Here is a 14,532-nt window from a genome sequence, read left to right on the forward strand (position 1 = left end):
GCTGAGAGGAAGACGATAATGACCCCGTTTATGACTGAAGATTTCCTGCTGGACACCGAATTTGCCCGCCGTCTGTACCATGATTACGCCAAAGACCAGCCGATCTTCGATTACCACTGCCATTTACCACCGCAACAAATCGCTGAAAACTACCGTTTTAATAATCTGTATGACATCTGGCTCAAGGGTGATCACTACAAATGGCGTGCGATGCGTACCAACGGCGTCGCTGAGCGCTTGTGTACCGGCGATGCGTCCGATCGCGAGAAGTTTGACGCATGGGCAGCTACGGTTCCGCACACTATCGGTAACCCGCTGTATCACTGGACCCACCTCGAATTACGTCGTCCGTTTGGTATTACAGGTAAGCTGCTGTCTCCGGCAACGGCTGACGAAATCTGGAACCAGTGCAACGAGCTGCTGGCGCAGGATAAGTTCTCCGCACGCGGCATCATGCAGCAGATGAACGTGAAAATGGTTGGCACTACCGATGATCCGATCGACTCTCTGGAGCACCATGCGGCCGTTGCTAAAGACGGCAGCTTTGATGTGAAAGTGCTGCCGAGCTGGCGTCCGGATAAAGCCTTTAACATTGAGCTGGCGACCTTTAATGACTATATGGCGAAGTTGGGCGAAGTGTCCGATACCGACATTCGTCGTTTTGCAGACCTGCAGACCGCGCTGACCAAACGTCTGGATCACTTCGCGGCTCACGGCTGCAAAGTCTCTGACCACGCGCTGGACGTGGTGCTGTTTGCCGAATCTAACGAATCTGAACTGGATAGCATTCTGGCGCGTCGCCTGGCGGGTGAAACCCTGAGCGAGCATGAAGTTGCCCAGTTTAAAACCGCCGTGCTGGTGTTCCTTGGTGCGGAATATGCTCGTCGCGAATGGGTACAGCAGTACCACATCGGCGCGCTGCGTAATAACAACCTGCGCCAGTTCAAACTGTTGGGCGCGGATGTCGGTTTCGACTCCATTAATGACCGTCCGATGGCCGAAGAACTGTCCAAACTGCTGAGCAAGCAGAACGAACAGAACCTGCTGCCGAAAACCATTCTCTATTGCCTGAACCCGCGTGATAACGAAGTGCTGGGCACCATGATCGGCAACTTCCAGGGCGAAGGTATGCCGGGCAAGATGCAGTTCGGTTCCGGCTGGTGGTTCAACGATCAGAAAGACGGGATGGAACGTCAGATGACGCAGCTGGCCCAGCTCGGTTTGCTGAGCCGCTTCGTCGGCATGCTGACCGATAGCCGCAGCTTCCTGTCATACACGCGCCATGAATACTTCCGCCGCATTCTGTGCCAGATGATTGGCCGTTGGGTTGCTGCAGGTGAAGCACCGGCAGATATCCAGTTGCTGGGTGAAATGGTCAGAAATATTTGCTTTAACAATGCGCGTGATTACTTCGCCATTGAACTGAACTAAGGCCTGGGTGAAGGTATGCAATACATTAAGATCCATGCGCTGGATAACGTCGCGGTAGCGCTTGCTGATTTGGCTGAAGGAACCGAAGTCACCGTTGATGGGCAGGCGGTAACCCTGCGTCAGGCGGTCTCTCGTGGCCATAAATTCGCTTTACGCGATATTGCGAAAGGCGAAAACGTCATTAAATACGGTTTGCCAATTGGCCATACGCTGGTGGACGTTGCGGCGGGTGAGCATATTCATGCTCACAACACGCGCACCAATCTTAGCGACCTGGACACGTATAGCTACCAACCTGATTTTCAGGCGGAAGTTGCACAACCGGCGGATCGCGATGTGCAGATCTACCGTCGTGCCAACGGTGACGTCGGCGTGCGCAACGAACTGTGGATCCTGCCGACGGTAGGCTGCGTTAACGCCATGGCGCGCCAGATGCAGAACCGTTTTCTGAAAGAGACTAACGACGCCGAAGGAATCGACGGCGTGCATCTCTTCAGCCACACCTACGGCTGTTCACAGCTCGGCGACGACCACATTAACACCCGCACCATGCTGCAAAACATGGTGCGTCACCCGAATGCGGGTGCGGTGCTGGTGGTCGGCCTTGGTTGTGAAAACAACCAGGTTGATGCCTTCCGCGAAACCTTAGGCGAGTACGATCCTGAGCGCGTTCACTTCATGGTCTGCCAACATCAGGAAGACGAAGTGGAAGCGGGGATTGAACATCTTCACCAGTTGTACAACGTGATGCGTAACGATAAGCGTGAGCCGGGTAAACTGGGTGAGCTGAAGTTTGGTCTGGAATGTGGCGGCTCTGACGGCCTGTCCGGTATTACCGCCAACCCGATGCTGGGGCGTTTTTCTGACTACGTGATTGCCAACGGCGGCACCACCGTACTGACCGAAGTACCGGAAATGTTCGGCGCCGAGCAGCTGCTGATGGACCACTGCCGCGATGAAGAAACGTTCGGCAAGCTGGTCACCATGGTCAATGACTTCAAGCAGTACTTCATTGCCCACGACCAGCCGATCTACGAGAACCCATCGCCGGGCAACAAAGCGGGCGGTATCACCACGCTGGAAGATAAATCTCTGGGCTGCACGCAAAAAGCGGGCTCCAGCCAGGTGGTGGACGTACTGCGCTACGGTGAACGCCTGAAAACACACGGTCTGAACCTGCTGAGCGCGCCGGGTAACGATGCGGTGGCGACCAGTGCCCTGGCGGGCGCGGGCTGCCATATGGTGCTGTTCAGTACCGGTCGCGGCACGCCGTACGGTGGTTTTGTACCGACGGTGAAAATTGCCACCAACAGCGAGCTGGCGGCGAAGAAAAAGCATTGGATCGACTTTGACGCCGGACAGCTGATCCACGGTAAAGCGATGCCTCAACTGCTGAGCGAGTTTGTCGATACGATCGTTGAGTTCGCCAACGGCAAGCAAACCTGCAATGAGCGGAATGATTTTAGAGAGTTAGCGATATTTAAAAGCGGCGTAACGTTGTAGTAAATACCTGATGGTACCTGCATACAGGTCTGCACAAACCGTAGACCTGATAAGCACAGCGCCATCAGGCACAAACCGTTGCCGGATGGCGGCGAACTCGCCTTATCCGGCCTACGAGATAGAATTGGGGTTGCTTGCATGACCGCGTATTGGCTGGCCCAGGGCGTAGGTGTCATCGCCTTTCTGATCGGTATTACCACCTTTTTCAATCGCGATGAGCGCCGGTTCCGGCTGCAACTCGCTGTCTATAGCGCCACCATTGGGGTACATTTTTTCCTGATGGGCGCCTGGCCTGCGGGAATGAGCGCCGAGCTTAATACCATCCGCACACTCGTCTCGATGCATACCCGCAAACTGTGGGTGATGGCCGCTTTTATTATCCTCACCCTGGTTCTCGGACTGGCGAAATTACAGCATGCGATGGAGCTGTTGCCGATAGTCGGCACGCTGGCCAGCACCTGGGCGCTGTTCCGCTGCCAGGGATTAACCGTACGCTGCGTAATGTGGTGTGCAACCGCCTGTTGGGTTATCCATAATTTCTGGCTGGGATCGATTGGCGGGACGATGATCGAAGGGAGTTTTCTGGTGATGAACGGCCTGAATATTATTCGCTTCCGGCGGATGCAAAAACGCGGAATTGATCCGTTCAAAATTGAAAAAAGCGTACAAGAAAAGAACCCCTCCGCCCGATGACGGAGGGGAACAGCGATTAGCCGCGCAGGGCGCTATTTGCCAGACGTTCGTCCTCAGCCTGGCAGGCCGCAGCGGTAAACAGGACGTCTGTAGAAGAGTTCAGCGCCGTTTCACAGGAATCCTGCAATACGCCGATGATAAAGCCAACGGCTACCACCTGCATGGCGATGTCATTCGGGATACCGAACATATTACATGCCAGCGGGATCAGCAGCAGAGAACCGCCCGCCACGCCCGATGCACCGCAGGCACACAGCGAAGCCACCACGCTCAGTAACAGCGCCGTTGGTAAATCAACCGGAATACCCAGTGTATTCACCGCCGCCAGCGTCAGTACGGTAATGGTGATCGCCGCGCCAGCCATATTGATGGTGGCGCCCAGCGGGATAGACACCGAATAGGTATCACGATCCAGATTCAGCTTCTCACACAGCGCCATGTTCACCGGAATGTTTGCCGCGGAACTGCGGGTAAAGAAGGCATACACGCCACTTTCACGCAGACAGGCCAGTACCAGCGGATACGGGTTACGGCGAATTTTCCAGAAGACCAGCAGCGGGTTGACCACAAACGCCACCAGCAGCATACAGCCTACCAGAACGGTGAGCAGTTGGGCGTAGCCCCAGAGCGTAGCAAAACCGGTGGTTGCCAGCGTAGAGGAGACCAGACCAAAGATACCGATTGGCGCGAAACGAATGACCAGCTTCACCATAAAGGTGACGGCGTTGGACATATCATTGACCAGATTTTTGGTCGTTTCATTGCCGTGGCGCAGCGCAAAGCCCAGACCAACGGCCCATACCAGAATACCGATATAGTTGGCGTTCAGCAGGGCATCAATTGGGTTAGAAACCATGCTCATCAGCAGGCTACGCATCACTTCAACAATGCCGGATGGCGGCACAATATCGCTGGCGCTGCTGGAAAGATGCAGCGTGGATGGGAAGGCGAAGCTGAAGACAACGGCCGCTAACGCTGCAGAAAATGTTCCGAGCAGGTAGAGGAACAGGATTGGGCGGATATTGGTTTTTTGCCCGTGCTGGTGGTTGGCGATAGAAGCCATTACCAGCATCAGAACCAAAATTGGCGCGACGGCTTTTAATGCGCCGACGAACAGCGTACCCAGCAAACCAACGGCCTCTGCCGCAGGTTTTGACACCAGTGCCAGTAAAATCCCCAGTACCAAACCGATCAAAATTTGTTTAACCAGGCTCCCTTGCGCCAAACGCGAGAATAGCCCCGATGAACGTTGCGTAGTCATGTCGTGATCCTTTCATTGTGTTGTTGCCTTACCTTTGTGCGTTCTGTTGACGCATCTTTCTGGATGGGGCAAATGTTTGCATGGCTGAGTATAAGGAAAGAACGGGGTTCTGGAAGCGAAATATCCCGGATTCCGCGTTGAGATCATATTTTATAACTTTAACTTAACATTATTTTGACATGATAAACAAAAAGCCCGACGCACGCAGTGTGCTGTCGGGCTTTTCAGCTAGCAGATGAAACTTATTGTATTTGCTGCTTTTTATCGTGCTGGTGGTTGACCCACGCGTTAACAACCAGCGTCACAAACAGAATGCCAAATACCACGCCTAACGAGATAGCGATCGGGATATGGTAGAAATCGACGATCAGCATCTTAATACCGATAAACACCAGAATGACCGACAAGCCGTACTTCAGCATGGAGAAACGCTCCGCCACGCCCGCCAGCAGGAAGTACATCGCACGCAGACCCAAAATAGCAAACAGGTTCGAGGTCAGCACGATGAACGGGTCGGTGGTAACGGCAAAGATAGCCGGAATACTGTCGACGGCAAAAATCACATCGCTCAGCTCAACCAGAATCAACACCAGCATCAGCGGCGTGACAAACAGCAGGCCATTTTTACGCACGAAGAACTTTTCATCTTCGATGGTATCGGTCATGCGCAAATGGCCGCGCAACCAGCGCACCAGCGGCCTGTCGCCGATACCGGAGGCATCTTCTTTCGCCAGCGCCATCTTCACGCCGGTAAACAGCAGGAACGCGCCGAACACGTACAACAGCCACTCAAACTGGGTGATAAGCCAGCTGCCGGCGAAGATCATGATCGTACGCAGAACAATGGCACCCAGCACGCCATACACCAGTACCCGACGCTGCAACGCAGGCGGCACGGAGAAGTAGCTGAACAGCATCAACCAGACAAAGACGTTATCTACCGCCAGTGATTTTTCGATCAGATAGCCGGTCAGGAACGCCAGCGCCTGCGGATCGGCAACGGCGCGGCCCTGGGTTTCTGCCAGGTACCACCAGAAGGCGGCGTTAAACAGTAACGACAGCGTTACCCAGACGATTGACCAGGCCGCAGCCTGCTTCATTGACATCGTATGTGCGCCACGACGCCCCTGCAACAGCAGGTCGATGGCCAGCATAATTACCACTACGACAGCGAAGCCACCCCATAACAACGGTGTGCCGACAGTATTCATTGTATTTCCCCATGCATAAAAAAACGGCCAACGCCGAATGGCATTAGCCGCTGCTTTTTATGCATAGACCTTGCCATTCGGCAAGGTCTCACTTACAACAACAAAGGAATACGGTGGCGTATTCCTTTGTTATCGCCCGGCGACCGGATGTGGTTTTTCACACATCGTAATGACGATCAACCGACAACGAAGTTACTCCCCTTTGCGGGTTACAAAATATTACAGGCCATGCATTCAGTCAATGGCCTGCAACATTCGTTTTACACACCTTTACGCAGTCAGCGATGTTTCCGCTTCGTCTGCCGGGAAAACCACGCCGGTCTGGCGGCGAATCTCCGTTTGCAGTTTGGCGGTGATAAGGCTGACGGCCAGTGCCGGGTGATCCACTTCGCCGGATTCAACCAAATGAGCAAAAGCCTCTGCCTCATACAGCATAGTATTGATGTGCTGAGGCGTCGTCAGATCCTGCGTTTTCCCTCCACGTGGAACGAAGCACACTTTCTGACACTCGGAGATATGCTCAATGACCAGCGATCCCGACTCGCCCTGAATTTCACTGGCTAATACCGAATCGCTTACTTTTGAGTGCTGGAGCGTGACGCTGAAATCGCCATAATTCAGCACCACCACGCCGTGGGCATCTACGCCGCTTTCCAGCAGGCTGGCGCTGGCCTGAACGCTCTGCGGTTCGCCCCACAGCGCAACCGCCGAGGCCAGGCAGTAAAAACCGATATCCATAATCGAGCCATTGGAGAACGCCGGATTAAACGTGTTTGGGTTTTCACCGTCCAGATAGCGCTGATAGCGCGAGGAGTACTGGCAGTAATTGATAAACGCTTTCCTGATTTTTCCAACTTTTGGGAGCGATTGCTGTAACAGCAGGAAGTTAGGCAGGTAGGCGGTTTTAAACGCTTCAAACAGCACGACCTGATTTTCACGCGCGCAGGTGATAGCGGCTTCAGCTTGCGCCAGGTTGGAGGCCAACGGCTTTTCGCAAATAACATGCTTTTTGTGCCGCAAAAACAGCTCAGTCTGCGGGAAATGCAAAGAGTTTGGACTGGCGATGTAGACGGCGTCGATCGCCTCGCTTTGTGCCATCGCGTCCAGTGAGGTAAACAGATGTTCGACAAGGTAATCGTTGGCGAAGGTCTGCGCCTGCTCAAGGCTACGGGAATAGACTGCGGTTAACTTATATTTGCCGGTTTCATGGGCGGCATCGACAAACTGGCGGGTGATCCAGTTTGTGCCAATTACTGCGAAACGTATCATAAAGGCCTTCAGGCTGCGAAAAGGGATTCTTTCGTCAATTTAGCATGCCCTGAAGACAAAGCCAGTGCGCGACTACGCAGTTTGCTTTAACGATTGTTGCGTTAACCACAGGCGGGTATCGAACTCCAGTTGGTGATACTGAGGCTCCATATGACAGCACAGCTGGTAAAACGCTTTGTCGTGCTCTTTTTCCTTCAGATGCGCCAGTTCATGAACGACGATCATACGCAAAAAGGGTTCGGGGGCATTGCGAAACACGGTGGCGACGCGGATCTCCGCTTTGGCTTTGAGCTTACCGCCCTGCACGCGAGAAACGGCGGTATGCAGCCCCAACGCATTCTTCAGAACGTGGATCTTGCTGTCATACATGACTTTATTCAGCGGCGGGGCGTTACGCAGAAACTGATTTTTCAGATCCTGAGTATATTGCCAGAGCGCTTTGTCGGTCGCGAAGTCATGCGTACCCGGATAGCGCTTCTCCAGCACTGCGCCCAGGCGTTGCTCAGCAATCAGCGTTCTCACTTGAGAAAGCAAATGTTCCGGGTAGCCCTGGAGGTAAGTTAGTTGGTTCATTCATGTCCACGCAAATCATAAAAGTGTATACTCACGCACCCTTTTCAGGGATACGCCGAAATTTTACCATTCAGGAGGGCCGATGAGCCACATAGACAACGGTTTCCGTTCGCTGTCACTTAAACGTTTCCCGGAAACGGATGACGTTAACCCGCTGCTGGCGTGGGAAGCTGCAGATGAATATCTGCTGCAACAGCTGGACGATACCGAGATTAGCGGCCCGGTGCTGATCCTGAATGATACCTTCGGCGCGCTGGGCTGTGCGCTGGCGGAACATACGCCGTACAGCATTGGCGACTCCTATCTCAGCGAGCTTGCCACGCGCGAGAACCTGCGTCACAACGACATTGCCGAGTCGAGCGTCAAGTTCCTCGACAGTACCGCTGACTATCCGCAGGCGCCGGGCGTGGTGCTGATTAAGCTGCCAAAAACCATGGCGCTGCTGGAGCAGCAACTGCGTGCGCTGCGCGAAGTGGTAACGCCAGAAACGCGCATCATCGCCGGGGCAAAAGCGCGTGATGTACATACCTCGACGCTGGAACTGTTTGAAAAAGTGCTGGGTTCAACCACCACGACGCTGGCGTGGAAAAAAGCGCGTTTGATCAACTGTACGTTCAGCAAACCTGAGCTGGCCGCTGCCTCACAAACGCTAAGCTGGAAGCTGGAAGGTACCGACTGGACTATTCATAACCACGCCAACGTCTTCTCCCGTACCGGGCTGGATATCGGCGCGCGCTTTTTTATCGAGCATCTGCCGGAAAACCTCGAAGGGGAGATTGTTGACCTCGGCTGCGGTAACGGTGTTATCGGTATGACGCTGCTGGCGAAGAACCCGGAAGCCAGCGTGGTATTTGTTGATGAATCGCCGATGGCGGTGGCTTCAAGCCGTTTGAACGTGGAAAGCAACATGCCTGAAGCGTTGGATCGCTGCGAGTTTATGATTAACAACGCGCTGTCTGGCGTCGAACCTTTCCGCTTTAACGCCGTGCTGTGCAACCCACCGTTCCATCAGAAGCATGCGCTGACGGATAACATTGCCTGGGAAATGTTCCACCACGCCCGCCGCTGCCTGAAAATCAACGGCGAGTTGTACATTGTGGCTAACCGTCACCTCGACTACTTCCACAAACTGAAGAAGATTTTCGGCAACTGCGAAACCATCGCTACCAATAATAAATTCGTGGTGCTAAAAGCGGTCAAAACCGGTCGCCGCCGCTAATTGCGTGTGCCGGATGGCGGCTAACGCCTTATCCGGCACACGAAAAACATGACGTTATATTTCCAGCGCCAGTCGGGTGCCCTGCGCAATAGCGCGTCGGGCATCCAGTTCCATCGCCACATCGCAGCCGCCGATCAGATGCACCGTTTTACCTGCCGCGTGCAGCGGATCGACCAGTTCACGGCGCGGCTCTTGTCCGGCGCAAATCACCACGTTATCCACGTTAAAGATCACCGGTTCGCCGTTCAACACAACGTGTAACCCATCATCATCAATCTTCTGATAGCTGACTGCCGGGATCATTTTCACGCCGCGTGAGAGCAGGGTGGCGCGATGGATCCAGCCCGTCGTTTTACCTAAACCTTGTCCCGGTTTGCTGGCTTTGCGCTGCAGCATCACTATCTGGCGCGGGCTGCGGGATAAGTGCGGACCTTCCGGGCGTAAGCCGCCGGGCTGTTGCAGGCTGGTGTCGATCCCCCATTCTACGCAGAACTCCGCAATGTTCTGGCTGGTGGGGTCACCGGGCTGACTCAGATACATTGCAGTATCAAAACCGATCCCGCCGCAGCCCACGATCGCCACGCGTTTACCCACCGGCGTTTTATCGCGCAGAACGTCGAGATAGCTCAGTACCTTAGGATGATCGATCCCCTCGATCGGCGGCATGCGTGGCTCGATCCCGCTGGCAAGGATCACTTCGTCGAAGGTGTGCAGATCGTGTGCGCTGACAAAGTGATTCAGCTTCAGCGTCACGCCAGTCACGTCGATCATCCGGCGGTAGTAGCGCAGGGTTTCATAGAATTCTTCTTTGCCGGGGATCTGTTTGGCGATATTAAACTGCCCGCCAATCTCGCCATGTGCGTCAAACAGCGTCACGTGATGCCCGCGCGCTGCGGCATTAATGGCGAAGGCGAGGCCCGCAGGACCCGCGCCGACAACCGCCAGATTTTTCGGCACAGCTGCCGCAACGATCGGCATTTTGGTTTCATGGCAGGCGCGCGGATTGACCAGGCAAGAGGTGACTTTGCCGACGAAGATCTGATCCAGACAGGCCTGGTTACAGCCGATACAGGTGTTGATCTCATCCGCGCGTCCGGTCTGCGCTTTTGACAGCAGTTCGGCATCGGCGAGGAACGGTCGGGCCATCGACACCATATCGGCATCCCCACGGGCCAGAATGTCGTCGGCGACCTGGGGATCGTTAATGCGGTTGGTGGTGACCAGTGGGATTGTCACATGCCCTTTCAGCTTACGCGTCACCCAACTAAACGCGCCGCGGGGTACCGGGGTTGCGATAGTGGGAATACGCGCCTCATGCCAGCCAATACCGGTGTTAATAATGGTGGCCCCGGCGGCTTCTATCGCCTGCGCCAGCTGGATGGTTTCGTCGAAGGTTCCGCCGTTTTCCACCAGATCGAGCATCGACAGGCGGAAGATAATAATAAAGTCATTCCCGGCACGCTGGCGTACCGCTCGCACCACCTCAACGGCAAAACGCATGCGGTTGGCATACTCACCGCCCCATTGGTCATCGCGCTGGTTGGTACGCAGCGTCAGGAATTCGTTGATGAGATACCCTTCCGACCCCATCACTTCCACGCCATCGTAGCCCGCTTCCCGTGCCAACTGTGCGCAGTGGGCAAAATCTTCAATCAACTGCAGCACTTCATCGTGTGTTAATTCATGTGGCGTAAAGCGGTTAATGGGTGCCTGAATTGCAGATGGTGCCACCAGATGCGGCTGGTAGCTGTAACGCCCGGTGTGCAGGATTTGCAGGGCGATTTTGCCGCCTTCATCATGCACTGCATCGGTAATGACGCGATGGTGTGCAAGCTGGCTGGTGTCATTGAGCATCGCGCCGCCTTCCATCCCTACACCGGAAAGCGCAGGCGCAATGCCTCCGCTCACAATCAAAGCCACACCGTGACGGGCGCGCTCGGCGTAGAACGCGGCCAGCCGTTCTGCACCATCGGGATACTCTTCCAGTCCGGTATGCATTGAACCCATCAGCACGCGGTTTTTAAGCGTGGTGAAGCCTAAATCGAGCGGAGCGAACAGCGACGGATAGCTCATAAAGGTGTCCAGTATGTAAAATTATTGTTATGTGGTCGGATGAGTTAATAATTTAGCCGTCGCTGCGTAAAAGGGAAAAGGGGAATGCCGTGATTGTGATGGGATTCAAAAAAGGAGTGGGGCCGGAGAATGAATTTGCCGGATATCGGCGCAAGCACCTAATCCGGCCTGTGAAAATGTGTCCTTTGTAGGCCGGATAAGCGAAGCTCCATCCGGCGTTATGTCACAGATTACTGTTTTTTAAGAAAATCGTTATACAGCATATAGAGATGCGCCGCGCTCCAGGAGAAGTTCGGTGCGCCCTGCTGTGCGCCGGTCAATGGGTTATAGTTTTCCTGAATCGGACCGTCAGCGGTGAGGCCTTTGGCGTGGCTGAAGAAGGTATCCGCCAGTTTTAACGCGTCATCGCGATAGCCGTAACGTTCCATCCCTTTTAGTCCGAACCAGAACTGATCCACCCAGACGCGCCCGCGCCAATATATATCCGCACCAAAGGCCGGGTTGGTTAGCGCCGCCGTGCCAAGTGGGACAAAGGTGTTGAACTCTTTAGGGTCGAGCATCACCTTAACCACCGCGTCCGCATGGGACTGCGTTGCCGCGCCGTTAAACAGCGGTGACCAGCCCTCCGGCCCTTTGCCACGTTCGACGATCGGTTTACCCGCACAGCCATTTGCCAGTGGGGTTTCTTCGATCCTGACGTCATAAAAGAATTGGGTGTCAGGGTCGAACATGCAGGTATTGATGTAATCCGCGAGTTTTTGCGCCAGCTGGCGGTAGCGTTGCGCCTCTTCATGTTTGCCGAGCAGGGTCGCCATCTGCGCCAGATAATGGTTGTCGCTGTACATGTAGCTGGCCTGATCGACTGATTCCTGCAACAGCGAGTAACCCAGCAAATCACCGTCTTTACTGCGGTTTTCGGCAAATTTCACCACCCAGTCGCTGCGTTTACCGCCGCCCGCGACGTATTTATCCAGTTGATCTTTATCGATAAAACCAAAGACTGCCGCATCGTCGCGACCGGACTCCCACGAGGCGGCAACCTGCGCTGGGATCTCCAGGCTGTCATACTGGCCCTTGTCGATCACGGTGGCGTAGTTGTTAAGCCCGGAGAGCGTTTCTTCCTTGTCGCCTTTTTTCACCGTAAACAACATTTCGCCGCGGTCGGTATTGTGGGCTTTATCGCGGGTAGCGCCGTATTCCGGCACGCCGTTGCCGTTATGATCGCGGTTACGCAGCCACCAGTCGTGATAAGCAACCAACTTTGGATACATCTCTTCGAGCCAGGCCTTGTCTTTGGTGACGTTGTAGACCTCCATCACCGACCAGGCCGCCAGGCTGGGCTTGGTGTTGCGCTCGTTCCAGTTACCACCGTCGCCGCCGCGTTCCGGGCTGAGATTCCAGGCAATCAGGTCGGGAATGAATCCGGCATCCTGTGGGCGAACCGGGTCGCCGGGTTTAACCTGCCATGAAAAGACGGCGCGAATATTCTCTTTGGCGATCTCCGGGTTAAAGTGCGCCATGGCGAAGGCTTGCTTCCAGGTGTCCCACGGCCAGGTTTGGTTGCCGGAGAACCAGCGGCCGGTGACCGATGGCGTCACGGTATTGTGTTTTACCACACCGCCTGGCGAGCGCCAGTTACCGTTCAGCGTTTCAATCGCTTTTACCGCGACCCGGGTTTGTTCCGTTGTGGCATCCGGGTTGGTTAAGCCTTTTTGCAGATAATCTGCCCAGCGCTTTTGTGATGCAGCAAGATACCAGGCCGGGCGCGCCAGAATATCGCGGATCTGTGGCTGCTCTTTCGCGACATCCTCGGCGGTAAGCAGGTGAGAATAAGTAGTATAAATAGTCGTCGAGCCGTTGATATGGGCCTTCCCCGTGAAGCGATGACCGTTAACCGTGGTTTTCATGGAGACGGATTTATGCACCTGATACTCCGACTCACCGGAGGTGAGCAGATCCCAGGTTGAGCGCACTTTGCTAAAGGTGACTTTCAGGCCATCGTGAGTGGCGGTGATTTTGCGCTGATAGCCAGGAAATTCGCCATCAATGGTTTTATCCGACAGCGCTTTTCCCTCTTTGGCTTCCAGTTTCTCCAGCAGTTCACCATCCCATACCAGATCAAGCGGTGTATTACTGGTGATTTTGGTTTCCAGCAGCGAGGTACGCGGACTGGCAAAACGCAGCGTCATCTCTATTTGCACATGCTTGGATGACAGCTTTTGCACCAGCGCGCCGGGAATGCTGTAGGCCTCAAGCGCGAAATCGACCTTTTTACCGTGCTGGTACACCGTCAGACGGTCAAAATTATTGGCCATAAAGTTGATGTACTCTTCGGTCAGCAACGCCACGCCTGGAAAACCACCCATCGTTGCAGGGCCGTCCGGGAGCAAATGACCGTGCCAGGCGCCGAGATCGAAAAAGGGATTAAAGCGCTGGTGGTCGTCGTGATCGTAGTCATGCATGTAGCCCGGCGCGCCGGTGCGATTAATGATGTTTTTAAAGTCGTTAGCACTGGCGGCATGTACGGAGAAGTTCATCAGCAGGATGCAGGCCAGCGGCGTAAGAATAGGTTTCATGTTCATGGTATTCCGGTCCTTGTTACCAATAGAAATATTGCATCAGGAAGATTTGGTCGCTCGGGTCGCCGGATGCATTCTGCATATAGAACCGACTGTCGAAGGCGGTAGCGAAACGGCCGCCGCCGTATTCATACCAGATACCAAACTGCATAAAGGAAGTGGTTTCGTCCTCGGCGCGATCCGGTCGGTGTTTGGCGTAGCTATAAGCGGTGGAGAGGTAAACGCCTTTTAGCGCTTCATACATCGCGCTGACCATGTAGCCGGTTTCGGTGCCGGACACATCCAGTCCGTCGGCTCGGCCCGTGTGGTGCCAGGCGCGGGCGGCGAAGTTGGGCGAAAGGATGCCGGTCAGGAACAGTTGTCCGGTACCGTCAGTTATCTCCAGGCCGTTCATCCAGGTTACGCCTTCGGTCAGGTCGTACTGGATGTAGCCGTTCATCATGGCCGGATAGGTATATTTATCGTCGTAACGATCGTATTTACCAAAGTGCAGCCAGGCTTTGCTCTCGTCGTGGTGTCCGGCGGGCGTTGCTGTCACGCTGTAGCGCAAAGGACCGGTCAGGTTTTGCACCTTAATGGCGGTCATGATGTCGCGAGTGTTGGGAATGACGTAGCCCAGGTCTGGAGTGAAATCCCCCCACCATTGCAGGTCATCCAGCGAAGAGTCCTGGCGCAGGCTGAGCATCAGTTCCGTTCCATCATTGGTACGATAACCGCCGT

General features: G+C 54.7%; 11 protein-coding genes. 4 read left to right on the plus strand and 7 right to left on the minus strand.

Annotated features, from left to right (window positions below):
• Window positions 1-18 precede the first annotated feature (18 nt).
• The 3 genes from uxaC to BZK41_RS12265 all read left to right on the plus strand — a co-directional run bounded on the left by uxaC (window position 19) and on the right by BZK41_RS12265 (window position 3,627).
• On the plus strand, window positions 19-1,431 hold the full coding sequence (uxaC, locus tag BZK41_RS12255) for a glucuronate isomerase (protein ID WP_043017737.1): 1,413 nt from the start codon (window positions 19-21) through the stop codon (window positions 1,429-1,431).
• A 15-nt stretch (window positions 1,432-1,446) separates the two neighbouring features.
• On the plus strand, window positions 1,447-2,934 hold the full coding sequence (locus tag BZK41_RS12260; RefSeq protein WP_079938303.1) for an altronate dehydratase family protein: 1,488 nt from the start codon (window positions 1,447-1,449) through the stop codon (window positions 2,932-2,934).
• A 138-nt stretch (window positions 2,935-3,072) separates the two neighbouring features.
• A complete protein-coding gene (locus BZK41_RS12265) occupies window positions 3,073-3,627 on the plus strand; it encodes a YgjV family protein (protein WP_079938304.1) in 555 nt (184 codons plus the stop codon).
• A gap of 16 nt (window positions 3,628-3,643) precedes the next feature.
• Here the strand turns inward: BZK41_RS12265 and sstT are convergent, their stop codons facing one another.
• From sstT to BZK41_RS12285, 4 genes are all read right to left on the minus strand, one after another.
• Window positions 3,644-4,888 (minus strand): serine/threonine transporter SstT, encoded by a 1,245-nt coding sequence (gene sstT / locus BZK41_RS12270; protein ID WP_079938305.1) that lies wholly within the window; start codon window positions 4,886-4,888, stop codon window positions 3,644-3,646.
• A gap of 242 nt (window positions 4,889-5,130) precedes the next feature.
• Window positions 5,131-6,099: a TerC family protein gene (locus tag BZK41_RS12275; protein WP_048216385.1), complete on the minus strand. Its 969-nt coding sequence runs from the start codon at window positions 6,097-6,099 to the stop codon at window positions 5,131-5,133.
• Between the two features lie 270 nt (window positions 6,100-6,369).
• Window positions 6,370-7,368: a Gfo/Idh/MocA family oxidoreductase gene (locus tag BZK41_RS12280; protein ID WP_079938306.1), complete on the minus strand. Its 999-nt coding sequence runs from the start codon at window positions 7,366-7,368 to the stop codon at window positions 6,370-6,372.
• A gap of 72 nt (window positions 7,369-7,440) precedes the next feature.
• A complete protein-coding gene (locus BZK41_RS12285) occupies window positions 7,441-7,941 on the minus strand; it encodes a M48 family metallopeptidase (protein ID WP_016154609.1) in 501 nt (166 codons plus the stop codon).
• 82 nt (window positions 7,942-8,023) lie between these two features.
• Between BZK41_RS12285 and rlmG the strand changes: the two genes are divergently transcribed.
• Complete coding sequence (gene rlmG / locus BZK41_RS12290) at window positions 8,024-9,160, plus strand: 23S rRNA (guanine(1835)-N(2))-methyltransferase RlmG (protein ID WP_079938307.1); 1,137 nt, start codon at window positions 8,024-8,026, stop codon at window positions 9,158-9,160.
• 54 nt (window positions 9,161-9,214) lie between these two features.
• Here the strand turns inward: rlmG and BZK41_RS12295 are convergent, their stop codons facing one another.
• From BZK41_RS12295 to ygjJ, 3 genes are all read right to left on the minus strand, one after another.
• Window positions 9,215-11,233 carry an NADPH-dependent 2,4-dienoyl-CoA reductase gene (locus BZK41_RS12295; protein ID WP_079938308.1) on the minus strand — a complete coding sequence of 673 codons (2,019 nt, stop codon included), beginning with the start codon at window positions 11,231-11,233 and terminating at the stop codon, window positions 9,215-9,217.
• Window positions 11,234-11,463: 230 nt separating this feature from the next.
• Complete coding sequence (gene ygjK / locus BZK41_RS12300; protein WP_079938309.1) at window positions 11,464-13,815, minus strand: alpha-glucosidase; 2,352 nt, start codon at window positions 13,813-13,815, stop codon at window positions 11,464-11,466.
• Window positions 13,816-13,831: 16 nt separating this feature from the next.
• On the minus strand, window positions 13,832-14,532 hold a 701-nt coding region (gene ygjJ / locus BZK41_RS12305), incomplete at its 5' end, for a protein YgjJ (RefSeq protein ID WP_079938310.1).

The organism is Citrobacter sp. A316, from assembly GCF_002042945.1.
In the GTDB taxonomy this organism is placed as follows: domain Bacteria; phylum Pseudomonadota; class Gammaproteobacteria; order Enterobacterales; family Enterobacteriaceae; genus Citrobacter; species Citrobacter portucalensis.